General features: G+C 70.3%; 20 protein-coding genes and 3 tRNA genes. 4 read left to right on the top strand and 19 right to left on the bottom strand.

What is annotated here, in order from left to right; all coding sequences use genetic code 11:
* Positions 1 to 87 precede the first annotated feature (87 nt).
* The 4 genes from tuf to rpsL form a co-directional block, all read right to left on the bottom strand.
* Positions 88 to 1,281, bottom strand: coding sequence for an elongation factor Tu (tuf, locus tag O2W53_RS10225; protein ID WP_036334269.1), 1,194 nt, complete (start codon positions 1,279 to 1,281; stop codon positions 88 to 90).
* Between the two features lie 90 nt (positions 1,282 to 1,371).
* On the bottom strand, positions 1,372 to 3,471 hold the full coding sequence (gene fusA / locus O2W53_RS10220) for an elongation factor G (RefSeq protein WP_269162932.1): 2,100 nt from the start codon (positions 3,469 to 3,471) through the stop codon (positions 1,372 to 1,374).
* A gap of 87 nt (positions 3,472 to 3,558) precedes the next feature.
* Positions 3,559 to 4,029, bottom strand: a complete 471-nt coding sequence (gene rpsG, locus O2W53_RS10215; protein ID WP_036334267.1) for a 30S ribosomal protein S7 — start codon at positions 4,027 to 4,029, stop codon at positions 3,559 to 3,561.
* A complete protein-coding gene (rpsL, locus tag O2W53_RS10210; protein WP_036334266.1) occupies positions 4,029 to 4,403 on the bottom strand; it encodes a 30S ribosomal protein S12 in 375 nt (124 codons plus the stop codon). Before rpsL ends, rpsG begins: the two co-directional genes overlap by 1 nt.
* Before the next feature lie 625 nt (positions 4,404 to 5,028).
* Between rpsL and O2W53_RS10205 the strand changes: the two genes are divergently transcribed.
* From O2W53_RS10205 to O2W53_RS10195, 3 genes are all read left to right on the top strand, one after another.
* Positions 5,029 to 6,009 (top strand): hypothetical protein, encoded by a 981-nt coding sequence (locus O2W53_RS10205; protein WP_269162931.1) that lies wholly within the window; start codon positions 5,029 to 5,031, stop codon positions 6,007 to 6,009.
* Positions 6,010 to 6,080: 71 nt separating this feature from the next.
* Positions 6,081 to 6,296: a hypothetical protein gene (locus tag O2W53_RS10200; protein WP_269162930.1), complete on the top strand. Its 216-nt coding sequence runs from the start codon at positions 6,081 to 6,083 to the stop codon at positions 6,294 to 6,296.
* A gap of 87 nt (positions 6,297 to 6,383) precedes the next feature.
* A complete protein-coding gene (locus O2W53_RS10195) occupies positions 6,384 to 7,424 on the top strand; it encodes an LLM class F420-dependent oxidoreductase (protein WP_269162929.1) in 1,041 nt (346 codons plus the stop codon).
* Between the two features lie 112 nt (positions 7,425 to 7,536).
* Here O2W53_RS10195 and O2W53_RS10190 read toward each other — a convergent pair whose 3' ends face one another.
* The 9 genes from O2W53_RS10190 to O2W53_RS10150 all read right to left on the bottom strand — a co-directional run bounded on the left by O2W53_RS10190 (position 7,537) and on the right by O2W53_RS10150 (position 19,859).
* On the bottom strand, positions 7,537 to 11,436 hold the full coding sequence (locus O2W53_RS10190; protein ID WP_269162928.1) for a DNA-directed RNA polymerase subunit beta': 3,900 nt from the start codon (positions 11,434 to 11,436) through the stop codon (positions 7,537 to 7,539).
* Positions 11,437 to 11,532: 96 nt separating this feature from the next.
* Positions 11,533 to 15,027, bottom strand: coding sequence for a DNA-directed RNA polymerase subunit beta (rpoB, locus tag O2W53_RS10185; RefSeq protein ID WP_269162927.1), 3,495 nt, complete (start codon positions 15,025 to 15,027; stop codon positions 11,533 to 11,535).
* Positions 15,028 to 15,576: 549 nt separating this feature from the next.
* The gene (gene rplL / locus O2W53_RS10180; protein ID WP_269162926.1) at positions 15,577 to 15,966 is read right to left on the bottom strand and encodes a 50S ribosomal protein L7/L12; all 390 of its coding nucleotides are present in this window, start codon (positions 15,964 to 15,966) and stop codon (positions 15,577 to 15,579) included.
* Between the two features lie 18 nt (positions 15,967 to 15,984).
* Positions 15,985 to 16,602: a 50S ribosomal protein L10 gene (rplJ, locus tag O2W53_RS10175; RefSeq protein ID WP_269162925.1), complete on the bottom strand. Its 618-nt coding sequence runs from the start codon at positions 16,600 to 16,602 to the stop codon at positions 15,985 to 15,987.
* A 343-nt stretch (positions 16,603 to 16,945) separates the two neighbouring features.
* Positions 16,946 to 17,662 (bottom strand): 50S ribosomal protein L1, encoded by a 717-nt coding sequence (gene rplA / locus O2W53_RS10170; protein ID WP_269162924.1) that lies wholly within the window; start codon positions 17,660 to 17,662, stop codon positions 16,946 to 16,948.
* Positions 17,663 to 17,789: 127 nt separating this feature from the next.
* Entirely contained in the window at positions 17,790 to 18,218 is a 429-nt protein-coding gene (gene rplK, locus O2W53_RS10165) for a 50S ribosomal protein L11 (RefSeq protein WP_269162923.1), read from the bottom strand.
* A 94-nt stretch (positions 18,219 to 18,312) separates the two neighbouring features.
* The gene (gene nusG / locus O2W53_RS23900; protein WP_269162922.1) at positions 18,313 to 19,218 is read right to left on the bottom strand and encodes a transcription termination/antitermination protein NusG; all 906 of its coding nucleotides are present in this window, start codon (positions 19,216 to 19,218) and stop codon (positions 18,313 to 18,315) included.
* A gap of 43 nt (positions 19,219 to 19,261) precedes the next feature.
* On the bottom strand, positions 19,262 to 19,720 hold the full coding sequence (gene secE / locus O2W53_RS10155; RefSeq protein ID WP_269162921.1) for a preprotein translocase subunit SecE: 459 nt from the start codon (positions 19,718 to 19,720) through the stop codon (positions 19,262 to 19,264).
* A gap of 63 nt (positions 19,721 to 19,783) precedes the next feature.
* Positions 19,784 to 19,859 (bottom strand) — tRNA-Trp (locus tag O2W53_RS10150).
* Positions 19,860 to 20,073: 214 nt separating this feature from the next.
* On the opposite strand from O2W53_RS10150, the gene O2W53_RS10145 reads away from it, so the two are divergent.
* On the top strand, positions 20,074 to 21,327 hold the full coding sequence (locus O2W53_RS10145; protein WP_269162920.1) for a pyridoxal phosphate-dependent aminotransferase: 1,254 nt from the start codon (positions 20,074 to 20,076) through the stop codon (positions 21,325 to 21,327).
* Positions 21,328 to 21,342: 15 nt separating this feature from the next.
* On the opposite strand, the gene O2W53_RS10140 is transcribed toward O2W53_RS10145, so the two are convergent.
* The 6 genes from O2W53_RS10140 to O2W53_RS10115 form a co-directional block, all read right to left on the bottom strand.
* Positions 21,343 to 21,765, bottom strand: coding sequence for a MaoC family dehydratase (locus O2W53_RS10140; RefSeq protein WP_164699912.1), 423 nt, complete (start codon positions 21,763 to 21,765; stop codon positions 21,343 to 21,345).
* Positions 21,762 to 22,208, bottom strand: coding sequence for a MaoC family dehydratase N-terminal domain-containing protein (locus tag O2W53_RS10135; RefSeq protein WP_269162919.1), 447 nt, complete (start codon positions 22,206 to 22,208; stop codon positions 21,762 to 21,764). The genes O2W53_RS10140 and O2W53_RS10135 overlap by 4 nt, the downstream gene beginning before the upstream one ends.
* A gap of 30 nt (positions 22,209 to 22,238) precedes the next feature.
* Complete coding sequence (rpmG, locus tag O2W53_RS10130) at positions 22,239 to 22,403, bottom strand: 50S ribosomal protein L33 (RefSeq protein ID WP_014742879.1); 165 nt, start codon at positions 22,401 to 22,403, stop codon at positions 22,239 to 22,241.
* Positions 22,404 to 22,518: 115 nt separating this feature from the next.
* A tRNA-Met gene (locus tag O2W53_RS10125) sits at positions 22,519 to 22,592 on the bottom strand.
* Between the two features lie 49 nt (positions 22,593 to 22,641).
* Positions 22,642 to 22,714, bottom strand: a tRNA-Thr gene (locus O2W53_RS10120).
* Between the two features lie 101 nt (positions 22,715 to 22,815).
* Positions 22,816 to 25,317 (bottom strand): putative bifunctional diguanylate cyclase/phosphodiesterase, encoded by a 2,502-nt coding sequence (locus O2W53_RS10115; protein ID WP_269162918.1) that lies wholly within the window; start codon positions 25,315 to 25,317, stop codon positions 22,816 to 22,818.
* Positions 25,318 to 25,566 lie beyond the last annotated feature (249 nt).

Genomic DNA, 25,566 nt, shown 5'->3' with positions numbered 1-25,566 from the left:
AAAGTACAAGTGGGTCTGCTGACCCTGGGTCGGTGTCCCGACCCGGCTGACGGGCGGCGGCCGTTCCGGCCGCCGCCCGTCAGGGTGTCACTGGTTGATCTTGACGACCCGGCCGGCGCCGACGGTGCGGCCACCCTCGCGGATGGCGAAGCGCAGGCCCTCCTCCATGGCGATCGGCTGGATCAGCTCGACCGACATCTCGGTGTTGTCGCCGGGCATGACCATCTCGGTGCCCGCAGGCAGCGTGACGACGCCGGTGACGTCCGTGGTCCGGAAGTAGAACTGCGGACGGTAGTTGTTGAAGAACGGCGTGTGCCGGCCACCCTCGTCCTTCGAGAGGATGTAGACCGAGCCCTCGAAGTTCGTGTGCGGGGTGATCGAGCCCGGCTTCACGACGACCTGGCCGCGCTCGACGTCCTCGCGCTTGATGCCACGCAGCAGCAGACCGACGTTGTCACCGGCCTGGCCCTGGTCGAGCAGCTTGCGGAACATCTCGACACCGGTGACGGTCGTCTTGGTCGAGTTCGGGCGGATGCCGACGATCTCGATCTCCTCGGAGACCTTGACGATGCCGCGCTCGACGCGACCGGTGACGACCGTGCCGCGACCGGTGATCGTGAAGACGTCCTCGACGGGCATGAGGAACGGCTTGTCGATCTCACGCTCGGGCTCCGGGATCGCCGTGTCGACGGCGTTCATGAGCTCCATGAGCTTGTCGCCCCACTCGGCGTCGCCCTCGAGGGCCTTCAGCGCCGAGACGCGGACCACGGGGACGTCGTCGCCCGGGAACTCGTACTCGGACAGCAGCTCACGGACCTCCAGCTCGACGAGCTCGAGGATCTCCTCGTCGTCGACCATGTCGGCCTTGTTCAGCGCCACCACGATGTAGGGGACACCGACCTGGCGGGCCAGGAGCACGTGCTCCTTGGTCTGCGGCATCGGGCCGTCGGTGGCGGCGACCACCAGGATCGCGCCGTCCATCTGGGCCGCACCGGTGATCATGTTCTTGATGTAGTCGGCGTGCCCGGGGCAGTCGACGTGCGCGTAGTGCCGGTTCTCGGTCTGGTACTCGACGTGGGCGATCGAGATCGTGATGCCGCGAGCCTTCTCCTCGGGCGCCTTGTCGATCATGTCGAACGCGGACGCCTCGTTGAGGTTCGGGAACTTGTCGTGCAGCACCTTGGTGATCGCCGCGGTCAGCGTCGTCTTGCCGTGGTCGATGTGCCCGATGGTGCCGATGTTGACGTGCGGCTTGGTCCGCTCGAACTTGGCCTTGGCCACTGGGTTCCTCTCGTCGATTCTTCGCAGTCGTTCGCGTGTCTGGGGTGCGAGCTCACGCTCGCGGTGGCCGGCGGGTGGACCGCCGTCCGGTTACTCGCCGGTCGCCTTGGCGATGATCTCCTTGGCGACGTTGGCCGGGACCTCGGCGTAGGTGTCGAACACCATGGTGTAGCTCGCCCGCCCCTGGGTGCGGCTGCGCAGGTCGCCCACGTAGCCGAACATCTCCGACAGCGGCACCAGGGCCCGGACGACGCGAGCGCCGGAACGCTCCTCCATCGCCTGGATGGTCCCGCGGCGGGAGTTCAGGTCGCCGATGACGTCGCCCATGTTCTCTTCCGGGGTGACGACCTCGACCGCCATCATCGGCTCCAGCAGGGCCGGGCTGGCCTTGCGGGCGGCCTCCTTGAAGGCGATCGATCCGGCGATCTTGAAGGCCATCTCCGAGGAGTCGACCTCGTGGTACTGGCCGTCCAGGAGCGACGCCTTGACGCCGACCATGGGGTAGCCGGCGAGGATGCCGTACTGCATGGCGTCCTGCATGCCGGCGTCGACCGACGGGATGTACTCCCGCGGGATGCGGCCACCCGTGACCTTGTTCTCGAACTCGTAGGTCGCCGAGTCGCCGCTCATCTCCAGCGGCTCGAGGGCGATCTGCACCTTCGCGAACTGGCCGGAGCCGCCCGTCTGCTTCTTGTGCGTGTAGTCGTAGCGCTCGACGGTCTTGCGGATCGTCTCGCGGTAGGCCACCTGCGGCTTGCCGACGTTGGCCTCGACGTTGAACTCACGCCGCATGCGGTCGACCAGGATCTCCAGGTGCAGCTCACCCATGCCGGAGATGACCGTCTGACCGGTCTCCTCGTCGAGGCGGACCTGGAACGTCGGGTCCTCCTCGGCCAGCTTCTGGATGGCCGTGCCCAGCTTCTCCTGGTCGCTCTTCGTCTTCGGCTCGATGGCGACCGAGATGACCGGCGCCGGGAAGGTCATCGACTCGAGGATGACCGGCTTCTGCGGGTCGCAGAGCGTGTCACCCGTCGTGGTCTGCTTCATGCCGTTGACGGCGACGATCTCACCGGCGCCCACGCCCTGACGCTCTTCGCGCTTGTTGGCGTGCATCTGGTAGATCTTGCCGACCCGCTCCTTGCGGTCCTTGGTGCTGTTGAGCACCGGGGAACCCGCGTCGAGCTTGCCGGAGTAGACCCGGATGTAGGTGAGCTTGCCGAGGTGCTGGTCCGTCTGGATCTTGAAGGCCAGCGCGGAGAAGGGCTCGTTCTCGTCGGCGTGCCGCAGGACCTCGGTCTCACCGTCGAGCGCGGTGCCGACGATCGCCTCGACGTCCAGCGGGCTGGGCAGGTAGTCGACGACCGCGTCGAGCAGGGGCTGCACGCCCTTGTTCTTGAAGGCCGTGCCGGTCAGGACCGGGTTCACCTGGCCGGCGATCGTGGCCTTGCGGATGGCCGCCTTGAGCCGGTCGGCGGCGATCTCCTCGCCGGCGAGGTAGTCCTCCATGAGCGAGTCGTCGAAGTCCGCGATGTTCTCGAGGAGCTTCTCGCGGTACTCCGCGGCCTGGTCGGCCAGCTCGGCGGGGATGTCCTCGATGGCGTAGTCCTCGCCCATCTTGGTCTCACCGCGCCAGGTCAGGGCCTTCATCTGGACCAGGTCGACGACGCCGATGAAGTCGGCCTCGGCACCGATCGGCAGCTGCAGCACCAGCGCGTTGGCGTTGAGCCGCTCCACCATCATGTCGACGCAACGGAAGAAGTCGGCGCCGGTGCGGTCGAGCTTGTTGACGAAGCACATGCGCGGGACGCTGTACTTCTCGGCCTGACGCCAGACCTGCTCGGTCTGCGGCTCCACGCCGGCGACCCCGTCGTAGACGGCGACCGCACCGTCGAGCACCCGCAGGGACCGCTCCACCTCGACGGTGAAGTCGACGTGACCCGGGGTGTCGATGATGTTGATGTCGTGGTCGTTCCAGGAGCACTTCGTCGCGGCGGACGTGATGGTGATGCCGCGCTCCTGCTCCTGCTCCATCCAGTCCATCGTGGCCGCGCCGTCGTGGACTTCACCGATCTTGTAGTTGATACCGGTGTAGAAGAGGATCCGCTCGGTCGTCGTCGTCTTGCCGGCGTCGATGTGCGCCATGATCCCGATGTTGCGGGTCTTGGCGAGTTGGGCCTCGTTCTGGGCCATTCCCTTACTCCTCTTCCTTCTCGTCCGTGCGCGGTGTCCGGGGGTCGCCCGGTTCCACCGCGGGCAGCGGCTGCTGATGGACTGGCGTCACCAGCGGTAGTGCGCGAAGGCCTTGTTCGACTCGGCCATCTTGTGCGTGTCCTCGCGGCGCTTGACCGCGGCACCGAGGCCGTTGCTGGCGTCCAGCAGCTCGTTCATGAGGCGCTCGGTCATCGTCTTCTCGCGACGCGCCCGGCTGTACTGGATGAGCCAGCGCAGGCCGAGGGTCGTGCTGCGGGAGGGGCGGACCTCGATCGGCACCTGGTAGGTCGCACCACCGACGCGGCGGCTGCGCACCTCGAGAGCCGGCTTCACGTTGTCCAGCGCGCGCTTGAGCGTGACGACCGGGTCGGTGTCGTTCTTCGCCCGGACGCCCTCGAGGGCGCCGTAGACGATCGCCTCGGCGACAGAGCGCTTGCCGTCGACGAGCACCTTGTTCACCAGCTGGGTGACCAGCGGCGACTGGTACACCGGGTCGGCGATGAGCGGACGCTTCGGCGCGGGGCCCTTGCGCGGCATTAGCTCTTCTCCTTCTTCGCGCCGTACCGGCTGCGAGCCTGCTTGCGGCCGCGGACACCCTGGGTGTCCAGCGAGCCACGGATGATCTTGTAACGGACGCCGGGGAGGTCCTTCACCCGGCCGCCGCGCACGAGCACCATCGAGTGCTCCTGCAGGTTGTGACCGACGCCCGGGATGTAGGCGGTCACCTCGACACCGCTGGTGAGGCGCACGCGAGCGACCTTGCGCAGCGCCGAGTTCGGCTTCTTCGGCGTCGTCGTGTAGACGCGCGTGCACACGCCGCGGCGCTGAGGGGATCCCTTCAACGCCGGGGTCTTGGTCTTCTCGACCTTGTCCTCGCGGCCCTTGCGGACCAGCTGCTGGATCGTGGGCATGGGTGGCCTGGATCTCCTGCCTGCGCTGGGTCGTGCTGTGGATGTGGTGCACTGCGTGTGGTGTGCCCGGTGGCCCGGCCCTCTCGAGTCTGCCCGCGACCCACCCTCCGACCCCCGCGCTCGGGCGTGTCGCCCTTCGCGAGAACCGGCCAGTTGATCGAACCGGACTCGTCGCCCCTCGCGATCCGGCGCCGGCCACACCACCTTGCAGTGGACCCCGTCGGTGACGGGAGTGGCCCCTGACATCCGGTCGATCCGAAGACCGATGGACGCCCAGGTGAACCGCTTACGGGAGCAGGCCCAGTCATCCTGGGCACAGCTGACCACAGTACCCGGCCCTGCCGGACCGGTCAAAGCCGGGTCGACATGTGGGCTGCGCACCGGTTCAGCCGGTCCGTCCTGGACCAACTGCCGTTGCCTCGGGCATGTTCCCGGGCGCTGCGCGCAGCTGCCCGAGGGGTCGTGCGGGGAACGTACCGGAACCGGACGGCGGCGGGCAGGGGTCCCGGCGCGCGTCGTCGTCCGTCGTCACGTCGCTTCTGTCGGACTCCCGCCCTACGGTCGGTGGCGACCCGCTCACGTCCCGCACCTCGTTGGTGGTGCGCCTGCCGCTCGGAGGTACGCCGTGCTCCCCGACAACGCCCGCGAACTCAAGGCCCGGCTGTCCAAGCGGCTGAGCGAGGTACCGCCGTCCAGCGTCGCGGCCAGTTCCGTCGACGGTCCCTCCCGGTGGAGCGGAGTGGCCCTGGGGCTGACCCCGGTCGCCAGAGGTCAGGTGCACCTGGCGATCCGGCTGATCGAGCAGACCGACGCCGACCTCGTGCTGGGCGGGCTGGACGCCGGCGCCCGGGAGGAGGTGGACGTCCGGGTCATCGGGCCGGTCCGACTGCTGACCTCGCCCACCCCCGATGAGCTCCGGCGTCGGGGGCGTCCGTTGCGGCCCGGGGCGTCCGTCGGCCATCGCGACGTCACCGCCGGCACCCTCGGGGGATTTGTCCGGCGCCGCGGCACGGAGGAGCTGCTCGTGCTCAGCAACAACCACGTGCTGGCCAACAGCGACGCGGGCAGGGCGGGCGACCCGGTGTTCCAGCCGGGTGTCGCGGACGGGGGTCTCGACACCGACCGGATCGGCAGTCTGGCTGCCTTCATCCGGTTCCGCCTCGAGCCGGGGAACCTGGTCGACGCCGCGGTCGCCGCCCTGGACCCCGACATGACGGCGAACCCCGCCGGCTACCCCGGCGGCCCGCTCTCCGCCGTGGTCGCCGCCGCGGACGACACCGACCCCGACGAGCTGGTGGAGAAGGTGGGGCGCACGACGGGCCACACCCACGGGCGGATCACCGCGGTCGAGGTCGACGGCGTTGGGGTGCAGTTCGACGATGCCGTGCACACCTTCGACGACCAGGTGGAGATCGAGGGCGTCAGCGGGGGGTTCAGCGCCGGGGGCGACAGCGGGTCGGTGATCTGGCGCAGCCGCGACCGCGCGCCGCTGGGTCTGCTGTTCGCCGGGTCGACCACGGGCGGCAGCGCCGGTGGCGGCGTCACCTTCGCCAACTCCCTGGCCACGGTGCTGCGCGAGCTCGACGTGGAGTGGTTCGCGGGCTGAGCGACCCCGGAAGGAGGGCCTCGGCCGGCCTTGCCCTGTCCTGATCCGGCGCCGGAGGGCACCATGGGGGCATGACCGACCGCGCCTCAGCCCGCGCAGCCAAGGACGCGCTGGCCTCCCGCTTCGCCGCCGACCCCGGCGTCGCCGCGGTCGGGCTGGCGCGGCAGGCCGCCGACTACGTCGTCCGGGTCGACCTGACCGAGGCGGGCGCCGGCGCCCGCGTGCCGGCCGACGTCGACGGCGTACGGGTCGTCACGCACGTGATCGGCACCGTCCGCGCCCTCTGAGCGCCCCGGGGGCCCACTCCCCCGCCGGGCCGTTACCGTCGGCGGCAGTGGCACCGACGAGGGTGCCACGGACGCCGAGGAGGGCGCGTGCGCATCGGGATCCAGGCCAGCTACGCCGGTGACTTCAAGCAGACCGCGGACGAGATCCGTGACCTGGAGTCCGCCGGGCTCGACGTCGCGATGTGCGCGGAGGTGTACACCTTCGACGCGGTCAGCCAGCTGGGCTACCTGGCAGCCGTGACCGACCGGGTCGAGTTGATGAGCGGCATCCTGCCCATCTACAGCCGCACACCGGCGCTGATCGCGATGACCGCGGCCGGTCTGGACTTCGTCTCCGGCGGCAGGTTCACCCTCGGACTGGGCGCCTCCGGGCCGCAGGTCATCGAGGGCTGGCACGGGCTGCCCTATGACGCCCCCCTGCAGCGGACCCGCGAGATCATCGAGATCTGCCGCCAGGTGTGGCGCCGCGAGCGGCTGGAGCACGACGGCAAGAAGTACCAGGTGCCGCTCCCGGCCGACCAGGGCACCGGCCTCGGCAAGCCGCTGAAGCTCATCAACACCCCGGTGCGGCCGCAGATCCCGGTGCTGCTCGCCGCGCTCGGGCCGAAGAACGTGGAGCTCGCCGCCGAGATCGCGGAGAAGTGGGAGCCGATCTTCTTCCACCCCGAGCGTGCTGCCGACGTCTGGGGCGCCTCGCTCGAGGCGGGCAAGGCCAAGCGGGACCCGTCGCTCGGTGAGCTCGACGTCGTCGTCGGCGTCCCGGTGGCGATCGGCGAGGACGTCGACCACCTGGTGGAGGCAGTGCGGCCGGGGATCGCGTTGTACGTCGGCGGCATGGGCGCCAAGGGCAAGAACTTCTACAACGACCTGGCCCGCCGGTACGGCTACGAGGCCGAGGCGGAGGCGATCCAGGAGCTGTACCTGGCCGGGCGCAAGGACGAGGCGGCCGCCGCCGTCCCGGAGGACCTCGTGCGCGCGACCTCGCTGATCGGGCCGGAGTCCTACGTGGCCGAGCGGATCGCCGCGTTCGCCGCGGCCGGGGTGACCACGATCAACCTGCAGCCCCTCGACGACAGCCGCGAGGGCCGGCTTCGCACCGTCGAGACGATGCGCCGCCTGGCGGGCTGACGCCGGCGGGGCCGGGGTGACCCGGCCCCTTGCGTCACGTGACGCCCGGCGAGACACAGAAGGGCCCCGGGAGCTCGCGCTCCCGGGGCCCTTCTGTCACTCACTCAGCGCATCAGCGCCAGTCGTACTCCTCGAGCCGGACGGCCTCGCCCGTGCCCTGACCGAAGACGTCCGGGCTGTAGTACTGCCCGTCGTCGTACCCGGCCATGGTGTAGACGGCGGCACGCGCCTCCTCGGTGGGCTCGACCGTGATGTTCCGGTAGCGGCTGATGCCGGTACCGGCCGGGATCAGCTTCCCGATGATCACGTTCTCCTTGAGCCCGAGCAGGCTGTCGCTCTTCCCCTGGATGGCGGCGTCGGTGAGCACCTTGGTCGTCTCCTGGAAGGAGGCGGCCGACAGCCACGACTCCGTCGCCAGCGACGCCTTGGTGATCCCCATCAGCACCGGACGGGCCGAGGCGGGCTCGCCGCCCTCGGCGACCACCCGACGGTTCTCCGTCTCGAACAGGGTCCGCTCGACCAGCGCACCGGGCAGGAACTCCGTCGCGCCCGAGTCGATGATGGTCACCCGCTTCAGCATCTGGCGGATGATCACCTCGATGTGCTTGTCGTGGATCGACACACCCTGGCTGCGGTAGACCTCCTGGACCTCGCGCACCAGGTGCAGCTGCACCTCACGCGGGCCCATGATCCGCAGCACCTCGTGCGGGTCGACCGCACCCTCGGTCAGCTGCTCGCCGACCTCGACGTGCCCGCCGTCCTCGACCCGCAGCCGCGAGCGACGCGACAGCTTGTCGTAGACGACCTCTTCGGACCCGTCGTCCGGGGTGATGGTGAGCTTGCGGAACTGGTCGCCGTCCTCGATCCGGACGTTGCCGGCCAGCTCGGCGATCGGGGCCTTGCCCTTGGGGACACGGGCCTCGAAGAGCTCGACCACACGCGGCAGACCGTGCGTGATGTCCGCGCCCGCCACACCACCGGTGTGGAAGGTGCGCATCGTCAGCTGCGTGCCGGGCTCGCCGATCGACTGGGCGGCGATGATCCCGACCGCCTCGCCGACGTCCACGAGCTTGCCGGAGGCCAGCGACCGGCCGTAGCAGGTGGCGCAGGTGCCCAGCAGCGACTCGCAGGTGAGCACGCAGCGCACCTTGACCTCGGAGACCCCGGCGTCGACCAGCTGAGCGATCAGCACGTCGCCCAGGTCGGCCCCGGCCGGGGCGATCTGGGTGCCGTCGGCAGCGACCACGTCAGCGGCCAGTGCACGGGCGTAGACGCTGGTCTCCACGTGGGCGTCGCGGATGACCGCGCCGTCCACCACGGTGCCGATCGGCATGAGGACGCCGCGCTCGGTGCCGCAGTCCTCCTCGCGGATGATGACGTCCTGCGAGACGTCCACCAGCCGGCGGGTGAGGTACCCGGAGTCGGCGGTGCGCAGCGCGGTGTCGGCCAGGCCCTTGCGGGCACCGTGCGTGGAGATGAAGTACTCCAGCACGGACAGACCCTCCCGGAAGTTGGCCTTGATCGGCCGCGGGATGATCTCGCCCTTCGGGTTGGCCACCAGGCCACGCATGCCGGCGATCTGGCTGATCTGCATCATGTTGCCGCGAGCGCCGGAGTTGACCATGACCCAGACCGGGTTGGTGGTCGGGAAGTTGTCGACCATCGCCTGGCTGACCTCGGCGCGGGCCCGCGTCCAGATCTCGATGAGCTCCGAACGACGCTCGGCGTCGGTGATGACGCCGCGCTCGTACTGACGCTCGATCTTGCGGGCCTCGTCCTCGTGCCGCTCCAGGATCGCGGCCTTCACCGGCGGGGTGACGACGTCGTCGATCGCGATCGTCACGCCCGAGCGGGTCGCCCAGCGGAAACCGGCCGACTTGAGGGCGTCCAGCGTCGCCGCCACCTGCACCTTCGGGTAGCGCTCGGCGAGGTCGTTGACGATCGCGCCCAGCGCCTTCTTCGGCACCTGGTAGTTGACGAACCGGTAGTCCTCCGGCAGGGCCTCGTTGAAGAGGACCCGGCCCAGGCTGGTGGAGACGATGGCCGGCTGACCGGGCTCCCAGCCCTCGGGAGCCTCCCACGGGTCGTTCGGGCCGCTGTCGACGCCGAAGACCTCGTCGAGGCGGATGAGGACCCGCTCCTGCAGCCCGAGCACGCCCTTGTCGAAGGCCATGACCGCCTCGGCCGTCGTCGAGTACGACCTGGGCCGCTCGCCCTCGGGCACCTCGACCGACCCGGAGAGAGAGGTCAGGTGGTAGAGGCCCAGCACCATGTCCTGGGTCGGCGCGGTGATCGGACGACCATCGGCCGGGCTCAGGATGTTGTTGCTGGAGAGCATGAGGATGCGGGCCTCGGCCTGCGCCTCGGCCGACAGCGGCAGGTGCACCGCCATCTGGTCACCGTCGAAGTCCGCGTTGAACGCGGTGCAGACGAGCGGATGGATCTGGATGGCCTTGCCCTCGACCAGCTGGGGCTCGAAGGCCTGGATGCCCAGACGGTGCAGCGTCGGCGCCCGGTTCAGCAGCACCGGGTGCTCGGTGATGACCTCTTCCAGGACGTCCCACACGACCGGCCGCGCGCGCTCCACCATCCGCTTGGCGGACTTGATGTTCTGCGCGTGGTTGAGGTCGACCAGCCGCTTCATCACGAAGGGCTTGAACAGCTCCAGCGCCATCTGCTTGGGCAGACCGCACTGGTGCAGCTTGAGCTGGGGGCCGACGACGATGACCGAACGGCCGGAGTAGTCGACGCGCTTGCCCAGCAGGTTCTGCCGGAACCGGCCCTGCTTGCCCTTGAGCAGGTCGCTCAGGGACTTCAGCGGACGGTTGCCCGGGCCGGTGACGGGACGGCCACGACGACCGTTGTCGAACAGCGCGTCCACGGACTCCTGGAGCATCCGCTTCTCGTTGTTGACGATGATCTCCGGCGCGCCCAGGTCGAGCAGTCGCTTGAGCCGGTTGTTCCGGTTGATCACCCGTCGGTACAGGTCGTTCATGTCGCTGGTCGCGAAGCGGCCACCGTCCAGCTGCACCATCGGGCGCAGGTCCGGCGGGATCACCGGCACGCAGTCCAGGACCATGCCCATGGGCGAGTTCTGGGTCTGCTGGAACGCGGCGACGACCTTCAGCCGCTTGAGCGCCCGCAGCTTGCGCTGGCCCTTGCCGCTGCGGATGGTCTCGCGCAGCGAGACGGCCTCGGCGTCGAGGTCGAAGCCGGCGAGCAGCTTCTGCAGCGCCGCGGCGCCCATGCCGCCCTCGAAGTACTCACCGAAGCGGTCGCGCAGCTCGCGGTAGAGGCCCTCGTCGGCGATGAGCTGCTTGACCTCGAGCTTGCGGAAGGTGTCCATCACCTCGTCGAGGCGGTCGATCTCCCGCTGGGCCCGGTCGCGCAGCTGGCGCATCTCGCGCTCGCCGCCCTCGCGCACCTTGCGGCGCACGTCGGACTTGGCGCCCTCGGCCTCCAGCTCGGCGAGGTCGGCCTCCAGCTTCTGCTGGCGCGCCTCCACGTCGGCGTCGCGGCGACCCTCGAGGTTGGACTTCTCCGCGCTGATCTCGGCCTCGACGGTCGGCAGGTCGCGGTGACGCGCCTCGTCGTCGACGGTGGTGATCATGTACGCAGCGAAGTAGATGATCTTCTCGAGGTCCTTGGGCGCCAGGTCGAGCAGGTAGCCCAGGCGCGAGGGGACGCCCTTGAAGAACCAGATGTGGGTGACCGGCGCGGCCAGCTCGATGTGGCCCATCCGCTCACGACGCACCTTGGCGCGAGTGACCTCGACGCCGCAGCGCTCGCAGATGATGCCCTTGAAGCGGACCCGCTTGTACTTCCCGCAGTAGCACTCCCAGTCCCGGGTGGGACCGAAGATCTTCTCGCAGAACAGACCGTCCTTCTCCGGACGGAGAGTGCGGTAGTTGATGGTCTCGGGCTTCTTCACCTCGCCGTGTGACCACTGGCGGATGTCGTCACCGCTGGCCAGACCGATGCGCAGTTCGTCGAAGAAGTTGACGTCGAGCACTCGATGTACCCCTTTCCGGGGCTAGTTCTTCGCTTCTAATCGATGAGGGTGTGGGGCCGGCCGGCCCTGACTCGGTCAGGGCCGGCCGGCGGCCGATCAGACGTCTTCGACGGACGACGGCTCGCGACGGCTGAGGTCGATGCCCAGCTCCTCCGCGGCCCGGAAGACCTCGTCGTCGGTGTCACGCAGCTCGATCGCGTTGCCGTCGCTGGAGAGGACCTCCACGTTCAGGCAGAGCGACTGGAGCTCCTTGAGCAACACCTTGAAGGACTCCGGGATGCCGGGCTCCGGGATGTTCTCGCCCTTGACGATCGCCTCGTACACCTTGACGCGGCCGAGGATGTCGTCGGACTTGATGGTGAGGAGCTCCTGCAGCGCGTAGGCCGCGCCGTAGGCCTGCATCGCCCAGCACTCCATCTCACCGAAGCGCTGACCACCGAACTGCGCCTTACCACCGAGCGGCTGCTGCGTGATCATCGAGTACGGCCCGGTCGAACGGGCGTGGATCTTGTCGTCGACGAGGTGCAGCAGCTTCAGGATGTAGACGTAGCCCACCGAGATCGGCTCGGGGAAGGGCTCCCCGGAGCGGCCGTCGAACAGCCGCGCCTTGCCGGTCTCCTTGACCATCCGGTTGCCGTCGCGGTTCGGGACCGTCGAGCCCAGCAGGCCGATGATCTCCTCCTCCTTGGCACCGTCGAAGACCGGCGTCGCGGTGCGGGTGCCCGGGGCGGCCTGGCGCGCAGCGCCCGGCAGCTTGGCCGCCCACTCCGGGGTGCCCTCGACCTCCCAGCCGGTCTTGGCGATCCACCCGAGGTGGGTCTCCAGCACCTGGCCGACGTTCATCCGGCCGGGCACGCCCAGCGGGTTGAGCACGATGTCGACCGGCGTGCCGTCCTCGAGGAACGGCATGTCCTCCTGCGGGAGGATCTTGGAGATGACGCCCTTGTTCCCGTGGCGGCCGGCCAGCTTGTCGCCGTCGCTGATCTTGCGCATCTGGGCCACGTAGACCCGGATGAGCTCGTTCACGCCGGCGGGCAGCTCGTCGCCGTCCTCGCGGGAGAAGACCCGGACGCCGATGACCTTGCCGGACTCACCGTGCTTGACCTTGAGGCTGGTGTCGCGCACCTCGCGGGCCTTCTCACCGAAGATCGCCCGCAGCAGCCGCTCCTCGGGGGTCAGCTCCGTCTCGCCCTTGGGCGTGACCTTGCCGACGAGGATGTCGCCGGGGACGACCTCGGCACCGATCCGGATGATCCCGCGCTCGTCGAGGTCCGCGAGGACCTCCTCGGAGACGTTCGGGATGTCCCGGGTGATCTCCTCGGCACCGAGCTTGGTGTCGCGGGCGTCGACCTCGAACTCCTCGATGTGGATCGAGGACAGGACGTCGTCCTGCACGAGGCGCTGCGACAGGATGATCGCGTCCTCGTAGTTGTGACCCTCCCAGGGCATGAAGGCGACGAGCAGGTTCTTGCCCAGCGCCATCTCGCCCTCGTCGGTGCACGGGCCGTCGGCGACGACCTGGCCCACCTCGACCCGCTGGCCCTCTTCGACCACCGGGCTCTGGTTGATCGAGGTGCCCTGGTTCGAGCGCTGGAACTTCAGCAGCCGGTAGGTCTGCCGGGTCCCGTCGTCGGCCATCACGGTGACGTAGTCGGCGGTGGAGTCCTCGACCACACCGGCCTTCTCGGCCACCACGACGTCACCGGCGTCGACGGCGGCACGCAGCTCCATGCCGGTGCCGACCAGCGGGGCCTCGCTGCGCAGCAGCGGGACCGCCTGACGCTGCATGTTCGCGCCCATCAGGGCGCGGTTGGCGTCGTCGTGCTCGAGGAACGGGATCATCGCCGTCGCGACCGAGGTCATCTGCCGCGGCGAGACGTCCATGTAGTCGACGTTCTCCGGGGCGAGGTCGGTGGTCTCCCCGCCCTTGGTGCGGACGAGGACCAGGTCCTCGGCGAACCGGCCCGACGCGTCCAGCGGCGAGTTGGCCTGGGCGACGACGAAGCGGTCCTCCTCGTCGGCGGTCAGGTAGTCGATCTGGTCGCTGACGGTGCCGTTGACGACCTTGCGGTACGGCGTCTCGATGAAGCCGAAGGGGTTCACCCGGCCGAAGGAGGACAGCGAGCCGATCAGACCGATGTTCGGGCCCTCAGGGGTCTCGATCGGGCACATCCGGCCGTAGTGGCTCGGGTGCACGTCGCGGACCTCCATGCCCGCACGCTCACGGGACAGACCACCCGGGCCCAGCGCCGACAGGCGGCGCTTGTGGGTCAGGCCCGCGAGCGGGTTGGTCTGGTCCATGAACTGCGAGAGCTGGCTGGTGCCGAAGAACTCCTTGATGGAGGCGACGACCGGCCGGATGTTGATCAGCGTCTGCGGCGTGATCGCCTCGACGTCCTGGGTCGTCATCCGCTCGCGGACCACGCGCTCCATGCGGGAGAGGCCGACCCGGATCTGGTTCTGGATCAGCTCGCCGACCGTGCGCAGGCGACGGTTGCCGAAGTGGTCGATGTCGTCGACGCCGTGGTCGGGCTCGCCGGCGTGCAGACGCACGACGTACTCGATGGTGGCGACGATGTCGTCCTCGGTCAGCGTCGAGGTGCCCTTGGGGACGTCGACACCGAGCTTCTTGTTGACCTTGTAGCGGCCGACCTTCGCCAGGTCGTAGCGCTTCGGGTTGAAGAAGAGGTTCTCCAGCAGCGCCTGCGCCGACTCACGCGTCGGCGGCTCGCCCGGGCGCAGCTTGCGGTAGATGTCCAGCAGCGCCTCGTCCTGGCCGGCGAGGTGGTCCTTCTCCAGGGTGGCCAGCATGGTGGGCGACCACTGGAAGTGCTCGCGGATCCGGTCCTCGGTCCAGCCGAGGGCCTTGAGCAGGACGCTGACCGGCTGGCGGCGCTTGCGGTCGATCCGGACGCCGACGGTGTCGCGCTTGTCGACGTCGAACTCCAGCCACGCGCCGCGGCTGGGGATGACCTTGGCGCTGTAGACGTCCTTGTCCGACGTCTTGTCCAGGCTCTTGTCGAAGTAGACGCCGGGGCTGCGGACCAGCTGGGAGACGACGACGCGCTCGGTCCCGTTGATGACGAACGTGCCCTTGCTCGTCATGACCGGGAAGTCGCCCATGAACACCGTCTGGCTCTTGATCTCGCCGGTGGTGTTGTTCATGAACTCGGCGGTGACGAACAGCGGCGCCGCGTAGGTCATGTCCTTGTCCTTGCACTCCTCGAGGGACGCCTTGACGTCCTCGAAGCGCGGGTTGGAGAAGGACAGCGACATCGAGCCGCTGAAGTCCTCGATCGGCGAGATCTCCTCGAGGATCTCGGCGAGGCCGCCGACGGCGTTGGCCTGGTCCTCGGGGGCGAGGGTGGCCTTCCACTCCGGGGCGCCGACCAGCCAGTCGAACGAGGCGGTCTGCAGGGCGAGCAGGTCCGGGACCTCGAGGGGCTCGCGGATCTTGGCGAACGAGACGCGGAGCGGCGCGCCGGGGATCTTCTGCTGGTCGGTGCCGCCGGTACGGGGACCGGGCTGGACGTCGACCGCGGTGGTGCTGGGATCAGTGGTGGTGGTGCTGGTGGGGCGAGAGCCTGCCAAGATGCGTCCTTTCGAGGACCTCACGACGTGCGGGCGGTGGGTGCAGTTCGTCCTGGGTCGTCGTCGTTGTCGGCGAGGCTGACCGCGGATGCCTGCCCCATCGGTACGGTCAACACGGGGTGACCCGGAGCCGTTCCCGGGCACCCCTCGTGACCCGTCTCGACGGGCTGGCAGTCAGAGGGCAGCGCAACAGGAGACCCTACCCCTGCTCAGCGCCGGTGTCCACGTCGGGCCGCCGGAGCGGTCGGGACCCACCCGCGAGGGGTGGCCGGCGCCCACCCGGCCCGAGGGACACGGGGCTCCAGCAGGAGCCCGGCGCCGCGGGATCGGGGGTGAGCGGGATGAGTGCCCTGCCGATGATGCCAGTGCCACAGCCCACGTGGGACCGCCACGCCGCGACCTGTGGGTGAACGAAGACCCCGTGGACCCCACCCGGCGACAGCGGCCGGGACGCACGACAGGGGCCGACCCACCGGAGTGGATCGGCCCCTGTCGTCAGTGCGGGGTGGTGCTACCCGGCCGCCACGGAGGTGGCGGCCGGGTGGGGGGTCACTTGACGGTGACGGTGGCGCCGGCGCCCTCGAGGGCGGCCTTGGCCTTCTCCGCAGCGTCCTTGGCGACCTTCTCCAGGACCGGCTTCGGTGCGTTGTCGACCAGGTCCTTGGCCTCCTTGAGGCCGAGGGACGTGAGGCCGCGCACCTCCTTGATGACCTGGATCTTCTTGTCGCCGGCAGCCTCGAGGACGACGTCGAACTCGTCCTGCTCGACCGGGGCCTCGGCGGCGGCAGCGCCGCCGCCACCGCCGGCAGCCGCGACAGCGACGGGGGCGGCGGCGGTGACCTCGAAGGTCTCCTCGAACTGCTTCACGAAGTCCGACAGCTCCAGGAGGGTCATCTCCTTGAAGGCGTCGAGCAGCTCGTCAGTGGAAAGCTTGGCCATGGTGTCTCCTTGAGGGGGTCAGTCGGTGCTGGCCGCGGAGTCCGCGGCAGCATCGGTCGTGTCGGGGGTGGTGTCAGCAGCAGAGTCGGCGGGAGCTGCGTCGTCCGAGGCGGCAGCGCCCTCGGCCGGCTTCTTCTCCTGCAGCGCGGCGGCCAGCCGGGCGACCTGCGACAGCGGGGCCTGGAACAGCCCGGCAGCCTTGGTGAGGTTGCCCTTCATGGCACCGGCCAGCTTGGCCAGCAGGACCTCACGGGACTCGACGTCGGCGAGGCGGGTGACCTCGGCAGCGTCGACCGTGCGGCCTTCGACCACGCCGCCCTTGATGACCAGCAGCGGGTTGGCCCGCGCGAAGTCACGGATGGCCTTGGCGGCCTCGACCGGGTCGCCCTCGATGAAGGCGATCGCGGTGGGGCCGTTGAGCAGCGGGGCCAGGTCGGAGTGACCGACCGAGTCCGCCGCCCGCTTCGTCAGGGTGTTCTTGACGACGGCGTAGCTGCTGCCCGCACCGAGGGAACGACGCAGCTCGGTGAGCTGCGCCACGGTCAGCCCGCGGTACTCGGTGAGCACGGCCGCGCTGGACTTCTGGAACCGCTCGGTGATCTCCTCGATCACCGCGGCCTTCGCCTGCGTGGGCATGGGCCTCCTCTCGTCTGTCGGGCGACCACCGGCGACGTGCGCCCGGGGCGATCGGGCCCGGAGACGAGGAACGCCCCGGCGCAGAGCGCACGGGGCGAGGGACGTTCACGGTCCGGGCGCTGAGCCCAGGCCGTGCCACGTTCGTCGAACCGTCCACCTGCGCGGGTCGCCCGGTCGATTCCGGACCTTCGATCGCACGCGGACGTGCGACGACCAGCGGTCTTGGGGGGAACAGCAGGAAGAGTACACGGCCCTGCGCCCCCCGACGCACGAGGGCCCCGCAGCGACGTGCGCTGCGGGGCCCTCGTGGGGACGGGGTCCGTCGATCAGACAGGTGCGCTGATCAGGAGGGCTCGTCCACGGTGAGGTTGCGGGTGCGGTTCGGGTCGACCTGGATGCCCGGGCCCATGGTGGTGGAGACGGTGACCTTGCGCAGGTACCGGCCCTTGGCCGCCGAGGGCTTGGCCCTCAGGACCTCGTCCAGGGCGGCGGCGTAGTTCTCCACCAGCTTGGCCTGGTCGAAGGACGTCTTGCCGATCACCAGGTGCAGGTTGGCCTGCTTGTCGACGCGGAAGTTGATCTTCCCGCCCTTGATGTCGTTGACGGCCTTGGTGACGTCGGGGGTCACCGTGCCCGTCTTCGGGTTCGGCATCAGGCCACGGGGGCCGAGGATGCGGGCGATGCGACCGACCTTGGCCATCTGATCCGGGGTGGCGATCGCGGCGTCGAAGTCCAGGAAACCGCCCTGGATCTGCTCGATCAGGTCGTCGGAGCCCACGACGTCGGCGCCGGCGGCCTCCGCCTCGGCTGCCTTGTCGCCGGTCGCGAAGACGATGACGCGGGCGGTCTTGCCGGTGCCGTGCGGCAGGTTGACCGTGCCGCGGACCATCTGGTCGGCCTTGCGCGGGTCGACCCCGAGCCGGATGGCGACCTCGACGGTGGCGTCGTACTTCGTGGTCGAGGTCTGCTTGGCCAGACCGGCGGCCTGCAGCGGGCTGTACAGCGTGTCCGCGTCGACCAGCTCGGCGACCTTGCGGTAGTTCTTGCCGTGCTTTGCCATGGTGGTTCTCCTTCCCCCCGGAGCGGGGGTCGCGTGGTGCGCGGGCCTGGCGAGGCCCTCCCACGAGTGCTGTCCGGGTCCGCGTGGACCCGGGTGGTGCAGCGCCGCCGTCAGCCGGCGGCTGCCGTCACTTGACGGTGATGCCCATCGACCGGGCGGTGCCGGCGATGATCTTCTCGGCCTGCTCGAGGTCGTTGGCGTTCAGGTCGGCCATCTTGGTCTGCGCGATCTCGCGGACCTGGTCGCGGGTGACCGTCGCGACCTTGGTCTTGTGCGGCTCACCCGAGCCCTTGTCCACACCGGCGGCCTTCAGCAGCATGCGCGCTGCCGGGGGCGTCTTGGTGACGAAGGTGAACGACCGGTCCTCGAAGACCGAGATCTCGACGGGGATGACGCTGCCGCGCTGCGCCTCCGTCGCGGCGTTGTACGCCTTGCAGAACTCCATGATGTTGACGCCGTGCTGACCGAGGGCGGGGCCCACGGGCGGCGCGGGGGTGGCCGCACCGGCGTTGATCTGGAGCTTGATGACCGCGGTCAACCGCTTCCTGGGGGGCATGACTTCCTTCTCCGTGACGGTGGTGCCTGGCTGGAACGGCCCGGTCGCAGGGCCCGCGCCGAGCGTGCGAGGCGTGGGAGACGACCGGGTCCTTCTAGATCTTGGTGACCTGGGTGAACGACAGCTCGACCGGCGTCTCGCGGCCGAAGATGGAGACGAGCACCTGGAGCTTCTGCTGCTCCGGGTTGATCTCGTTGATGGTCGCCGGCAGCGTCGCGAACGGCCCGTCCATGACGGTGACGGACTCGCCCACCTCGAACTCGACCTCCGGCGCGGGGCCGGCGCTGGGAGCCGCCTCGGCCGTGGAGACCGGCTTGGCGGTGGTGGCCGGCACCAGCAGGTTGACGACCTCGTCGATGCTCAGCGGCGACGGCTTGGAGGTGGCCCCGACGAAGCCGGTGACGCCCGGGGTGTTGCGGACCGCACCCCAGGACTCGTCGTTGAGGTCCATCCGGACGAGCAGGTAACCGGGCAGCTTCTTGCGGTTGACCTGGGTCCGCTTGCCGTTCTTGATCTCGGTGACCTCCTCGGTGGGCACCTCGATCTGGAAGATGTAGTCCTCCATGTCCAGCGACGTGATCCGGGACTCGAGGTTGGTCTTCACCTTGTTCTCGTAGCCCGCGTAGGAGTGGATCACGTACCAGTCGCCGAACTGGCCGCGCAACGTCGAGCGCAGGGCCTCTGCCGGGTCCTCGTCCTCCGCCGCCGCGGTCTCGAGGGCCTCGACGACCACGGGGTCGTGGTCGGGGGCGGGCTCGGCCAGGGGGTCGGCGACCAGGGCGTCGTCGACGGCGCCCCGGGAGTTGCCGCCGCCGGCGACGGGGGCGTCGCCCATCGGGTTGTCCGCCGTGAGGTCCGTGGTCCCGAGGGAGCCCTCGGCGGCACCGGTCTCGCGGACACCGGTCTCGACGTCGACGGTGCCGTCCTGGGCAGCGGCATCGTCCAGGTCGGTGTCCGCGACGGCGCTGTCGGTATCGAAGGGCTCGCGGGGGTCAGTCACAGGGTCTCTTCCTTGTCGGGTGTGGTGCAGTCGCGGAGGGCGGTCAGCCGAAGACGGCGAGCACGCCCTGGGCGAAGAGGAGGTCCAGGCCGGCGACGATCGCGACCATCACCGCCACGAAGATGATCACCACGGTGGTGTAGGTGATCAGCTCCTTGCGACCGGGCCAGATCACCTTGCGCAGCTCGGCGACGACCTCGCGGAGGAACCGCCCCACGTCCCGCTTCTTCCGCTGCTCGGCGGCGCGTTCCCGCTCGGCGGCGGCGCGGGTGCGCGTCCCCGTGGAACCCGTGTCGGGCGTCCGGCCGGCGGGACGGCTCGACGTGCGGGACCGGCGCTGGGTGGGGGTGGCGACGACCTTGTCCTCGTCGGTCTCCGCATCGTCGGCGACGTCGGCCTCAGCGGCCTCGAGCGCTCCCGCGTCCTCCACGCCCGGCGTCTCGGCGTCGAGCCGCTCGGCGTCGACCTGCTCGCCGTCCGGCTCGCCGTCCTTCTCGCTCACAGCGCCTCGCTCACGTCGGTCCGGCTCACTTCGGTCGGCTCTTCTCGGTCGGTCGTCAGGTCGTGGCAGGGGTGACAGGACTTGAACCTGCAGCCTGCGGTTTTGGAGACCGCTGCTCTGCCAATTGAGCTACACCCCTAGGGGACGCCGGGTCCGCGTCGCGACGCGGCCCCAGTCTCGACGTGACCCCCCGAAGAGGGCCTCCGGGGCACGCCGGTGGCGGGGTCCCACAGGCCCCAGGTCGTCGAGTGTACGGGACCGGCTCGGCCAGCAGCCAACACGGGAGCCGGGTCACCTCCCGCGGGGTGCACGGAGCGGGCTGGGGCACCCGGTCGGTCTGCCACGATCAGATCATGCCGACCGCCCCCGCCCCCGGGTCCGAGCCCGTCGAACCGGCGCCATCGGCGGAGCGGCGGGTCTCCCGGCGGGTCGCCGCCGTCGCCTCCTCCACGACGATGGCCGCCGACGCCCGCGCCAAGGCGCTGCGGGCCACCGGGCGCCCCGTGATCAGCTTCGCCGCCGGCGAGCCGGACTCCCCCACGGCCGACCACGTCGTCGAGGCGGCCGTCCGGGCGGCCCGGGACCCGGCGATGCACCGCTACACCCCGGTCGGGGGTCTCCCCCAGCTCCGGGAGGCGATCGTCGCGAAGACGCTGCGCGACTCGGGCCTGACCGCCCAGCCGACCGACGTCCTGGTCACCGCCGGGGGCAAGCAGGCGGTCGCCCAGGCACTGGCAGCGCTGCTCGACCCCGGCGACGAGGTGCTGCTCCCGACGCCGCACTGGACCACCTACCCGGAGGCTGTCCGGCTGGCCGGCGGCGTGCCCGTCCCCGTGGTCGCCGACGAGGCCAGCGGCTATCTGGTCTCCGTCGGACAGCTCGAGGCGGCGCGCACCCCCCGGACGAAGCTGCTGCTGTTTAGCTCCCCGGCCAACCCCACCGGCGCCGTCCACCCGCCCGAGGAGGTGGCCGAGATCGGCCAGTGGGCGCTGGCTGCCGGCCTCTGGGTGGTCACCGACGAGATCTACGAGCACCTGACCTACGACGGGTCGACGGCGCCGTCGTTGCCCGCCCTGGTGCCCGAGGTCCAGCCGAGGTGCGTGGTCGTCAACGGCGTCGCCAAGGCGTACGCGATGACCGGCTGGCGGGTGGGCTGGCTGATCGGGCCGGCCGACGTGGTGGCCGGGGCGACGGCCCTGCAGTCGCACTCGGCCGGGCACGTCTCGAACGTCGCCCAGGCCGCCGCGGTGGCCGCGCTCAGCGGTGACCAGTCGAGCGTCGCGGAGCTGCGGGCCACCCTCGACCGGCGCCGCCGGACCGTCGTCCGGATGCTGCGGGAGATCCCCGGGATCGCCTGCCCCGAGCCGCAGGGCGCCTTCTACGTCTACCCGTCGGTCACCGCCCTGCTCGGCCGCTCGATCGCCGGTCGCACGGCCACCACCAGCGCCGAGCTGGCCGAGCTGCTGTTGGAACTGGCCCAGGTCGCCGTCGTCCCGGGCGAGGCCTTCGGCACGCCGGGGTACCTCCGCCTGTCCTATGCCCTCGGGGACGACGACCTGGTCGAGGGTGTCCGCCGGATGCAGCAGCTCCTGGGCTCCGCAGGCTGAGACCCGCGGACCCGATCAGCCCAGCGCGACGACGGCGCGGGCCAGGGACAGGACCTTGTCGCCACCACTGGTCACGGTGAGGTCCACGCGCACCCGGCCGTCCTCGAGGAGGGCAGCGACCCGGCCCCGAACGGTCAGCTCGGCACCGAGGTCGTCGTCGGGCACCACCACCGGCCGGCTGAAACGCACCGAGTAGTCGACGACGGCACCCGGGTCGCCGGCCCAGGCGGTGACCGCACGGACGGCGAGCCCCGCGGTGAGCATCCCGTGCGCGATCACACCGGGGAGGCCGACCTCACGGGCGACCCGCTCGTTCCAGTGGATGACGTTGAGGTCACCCGAGGCGCCTGCGTAGCGGACCAGGTCGGCGCGGGTGACCCGGGAGGTCTGCTCGGGCAGTTCGGTGCCGACCTCGACGTCGGTCGGTCGCGGGCTCATGCCGTGCCCCGGGCGACGAGCATCGAGCGGGTGGTGCAGACCGGCTCGCCGTCCTCGGTGGCCAGGTCCACGCGGGTGGTCAGCATGTCGTTGCCGGCCACCGTCTTCACCGCGTCGATGGTGGCGGTCGCGACCAGTCTGTCGCCGGCCCGGATCGGGCGGTGGTGGGTGAACCGCTGCTCGCCGTGCACCACCCGGCTGTAGTCGAGCCCCACCTCCGGGTCCTCGACGACGACGTTGCCCGCACCGAGGGACAGCACGATGGCGAAGGTCGGCGGGGCGATGACGTCGGGGTGACCGGCGGCACGCGCGGCGGCCGGGTCGCGGTAGACCGGGTCAGGGTCGGCCAGCGCCGCGGCGAACTCCGCGATCTTCTCGCGCCCGACCTCGTACACGGCAGAGGGCGGGTAGCTGCGCCCGACCAGTCCTGCGTCCAGCGCCATGCTCCCGCCCTCTCCTCGCGACCGCTGCGGTCAGCGCGTCTCGCGGTGGACCGTGTGCTTGCGGTCGGTCGGGCAGTACTTCTTCAGCTCGATCCGGTCGGGGTCGTTCCGCCGGTTCTTGCGGGTGATGTAGTTGCGGTTCTTGCACTCCTGGCAGGCCAGGGTGATCTTCGGACGAACGTCGGTGGCTGCCATGAGCGCATCCTCGCCTTGTCGGTGGTCGAGTGTCCCTCGACGCTTCTCGGGTGGTGCCCGTGCCCGGCGGATGCCGAACACGACGACGGACCCCGTTCCCGGGGTCCGTCTGGGGTAGCGGTGACCGGACTTGAACCGGTGACACAACGATTATGAGCCGTTTGCTCTACCAGGCTGAGCTACACCGCCAGGTGACCGTCCGGCCCGGTCTTCCGACTGCACCGGTGGTCGTTGTGCGAGCCCCTTTACGGAATCGAACCGTAGACCTTCTCCTTACCATGGAGACGCTCTGCCGACTGAGCTAAAGGGGCCTGCTCCGAAGAGCCGTGGAGAACTGTACCTGATGCCCTTCGGCCTCCCCGCAGGGGCCCGCCGCGAGCCTGCGAGCAGTGCTGGGCAGGGCGGTCCCTTCTCAGGTGCGGACGAACAGCCGCCGGTGGGTGGCCCCCGGCGCGGCGGCGCGGACCCCGGTGCGCGCCAGCAGCCACCCCTCGAGCCGGTCCTCGGGCAACGGGCGGCTGACCAGGAAGCCCTGCAGCTTGTCGCAGCCCATCTGGGTCAGCAGGTCCCGGGTCACCTCGTCCTCGACCCCCTCGGCCACCACGCGCAACCCCAGGTTGTGCGCGAGCTCGACGATCGACCGGGCGATGAAGGACTCGTTCTGGCTCGTCGACATGCCCAGCACGAAGGACTTGTCGATCTTCAGCTCGTCGATCGGCAGCAGCCGCAGCTGGGACAGGGACGAGTAGCCGGTCCCGAAGTCGTCCATGGACAACCGCAGACCGAGCGCGTGCAGGTCGGCCAGCACGGTGCTGTTGCGCACCGTGTCGTCGACGACGCTGCCCTCGGTCAGCTCGAGGGTCAGCAGCTCGCCCGGCACCCCGTGGTGGCGCAGTGCCCGGCGGACCCGGTCGACGATGTCCGGCTCGGCGAGGCAGTGGGCCGAGAGGTTGACCGCCACCGACAGGGCGATGTCCTGGTCCAGCCACCGCCGGCAGCGGTCCAGCGCCCGGTCGAGCACGTGGTCGGTCAGCAGCCCGATCCGACCGATCTGCTCGGCCAGGCTGATGAAGTCGTCCGGCGAGATGTCCCCGTAGCGCGGGTGCGCCCAGCGCACGAGGGTCTCCACCGAGACGATGTCCGCGGTGCGGGTGTCCACGATCGGCTGGAAGACGACCGAGATCTGCCCGTCGGCCATCGCGGTCTCCAGCTCCGCGCCCAGCTGCAGGCGGCGCAGGCTCTGCTGGTCCAGGACGGGGTGGTAGGTCGCCACGCCCCCGGAGCCCTGTGCCGCGAGCAGCGCGACGTCCGCCCGCTGGATCAGCGTGCCGGACTCCGACCCGTGCACGGGCGCCGCAGCCACCCCGATCGTCAGCGCGACCTCCAGGTCCAGCCCGGCGACCCGGGCCCGGGTGGAGGCGGCCTCCCGCAGCCGACGGGCGGCCCGCTCGGTGGCGGCCAGGGACAGGCCCGGCAGCAGGACGGCGAACTGACCGCCCTCCATCCGGGCGACGACGGCCTGCGGCGGCGCGTGCTCACGGAGCAGCCCGGCGGTGACCAGGAGCAGTTCGTCGCTGGCGGCGTGCCCGAGGGTGTCGGTGACGTCGGTGTAGCCGTCCAGGGCCGCCAGCACCAGCCCGGCCCGGGCGGTGGTCGGCTCGGCCAGCAGCAGCGCGTCGATCTCCCCGCCCAGCCGCTGCCGGTTCGGCAACCCGGTCAGCCGGTCGTGGTCGCCGTCGTGCCGGATCTGGCTGAGCAGCTGCTGCTGCCGGATCGCGGCGTTGACGTGGGTCAACATCGACTCCAGCGCACTGCGGTCCCCGTCGGCGAAGGTCACCACGTCGCTGCGCCGGTCACAGACCTCCAGGTACCCGGGCTCACCGGCTGCGGTGACCACGGGCGCGCCGAGCACCTCGCGGGCGTGGCGACGGGCCAGGGCGGCCAGCTCCCATGGCTCCGCCCGGGCCGTCGAGAGGAGGACCGGTCCCGCGGCATCGGGGGCCAGGGCACGCTGCCGGATCGGGTCGTCGGGATCGCCGGGACCGTCGTACCAGGCGAGCTCGCCATCGGCGGCATCGACGACGAGTTGCGGACCCTCGTCGAGGTAGGGCGGCAGCCACAGCGCCACCCGGTCGGCGTTGAGCAGCTCACGGACCGCGCTCACGATCTCCCGCGTCCCCGCCTCGTCCGGGGTCACCAGCTCCACGCGCCGGGCGAAGTCGTAGACCTGCTGGACGGTCCGCCGTTCCCGGATGGCGTGCGAGGACTGCCGGAACATCGCCACAGCCCCGAGGACGAGCGGGCCGATCAGCACCCAGCCCCACGCCGTCTCACGGGTCAGAAGGAGGGCGACGACACCGACGACCACGCTCAGCGGAGCCACGGCGAAGGCCGGGATCGCGCTGAGCAGCAGCCCCCAACCCGGGAAGCCCCCGGACAGCCAGATGGCCAGACAGGTCATCAGGATGCCGACGACCGTCGCCGCCAGCAGCGCCAGCACCAGGGACAGCCAGCTCAGCGGGTCGTCGAGGTCGAGCGGCGGGAGCCACGACAGCACCAGCAGCGCCGTGCACACCTCGGCGACGGTCAGGCCGATGTTGTAGGCGGCCTTGGTCAACGGGAGCGACTGACGGACCAGGACGATGGCCACGGCGGCCACGCGGGCGATGACGGCCCAGACGCCTCCGACCTCGACGAGTGCGATGACCAGCACCAGCTCGGAGGGCGAGACCGCGAAGGTCTGGCGCCGGAACTCGAGCTCCAACTGGGACGACTCGGTGAGCAGGAAGGCGAGGAAGAGGGCCAGGACGGCCCACACCGACGGGGTGGTCCAGGCATGCGGCAGCGTCAACGCACCGAGCACCGCCGCCACCGAGAGCGCGACGGCGACGATCATCTCGGGGCGCCGGATCACTGCTGCCCCCCACTGCGGAGGGGCCGGCTGCTCGGCCAACGTCAGCCCGTCTGTCAAGTGGCGTGGTCGACAGACGTTAACAGCGGTGGCCCCTTCCGGGCAGCCACCTCACCCGATGGGGCAGTCGGCTCGTCACGACCGCCCCGTAGTCAGGCGGCCGCGTCAGCGGTTCCAGCGCCACCCGCGGTTCCAGCGCCAGCCACGGTCGGCGGCGGAGGGGCGGGCGGTGGCGAGCGAGGTGGTGCCGGT

Origin of the sequence: Modestobacter sp. VKM Ac-2978 (assembly GCF_026968025.1) — a bacterium.
GTDB lineage: Bacteria > Actinomycetota > Actinomycetes > Mycobacteriales > Geodermatophilaceae > Modestobacter.
The sequence above is the reverse complement of the archived record's forward strand: the minus strand, read 5'-3'. Positions and strand labels throughout refer to the sequence as shown.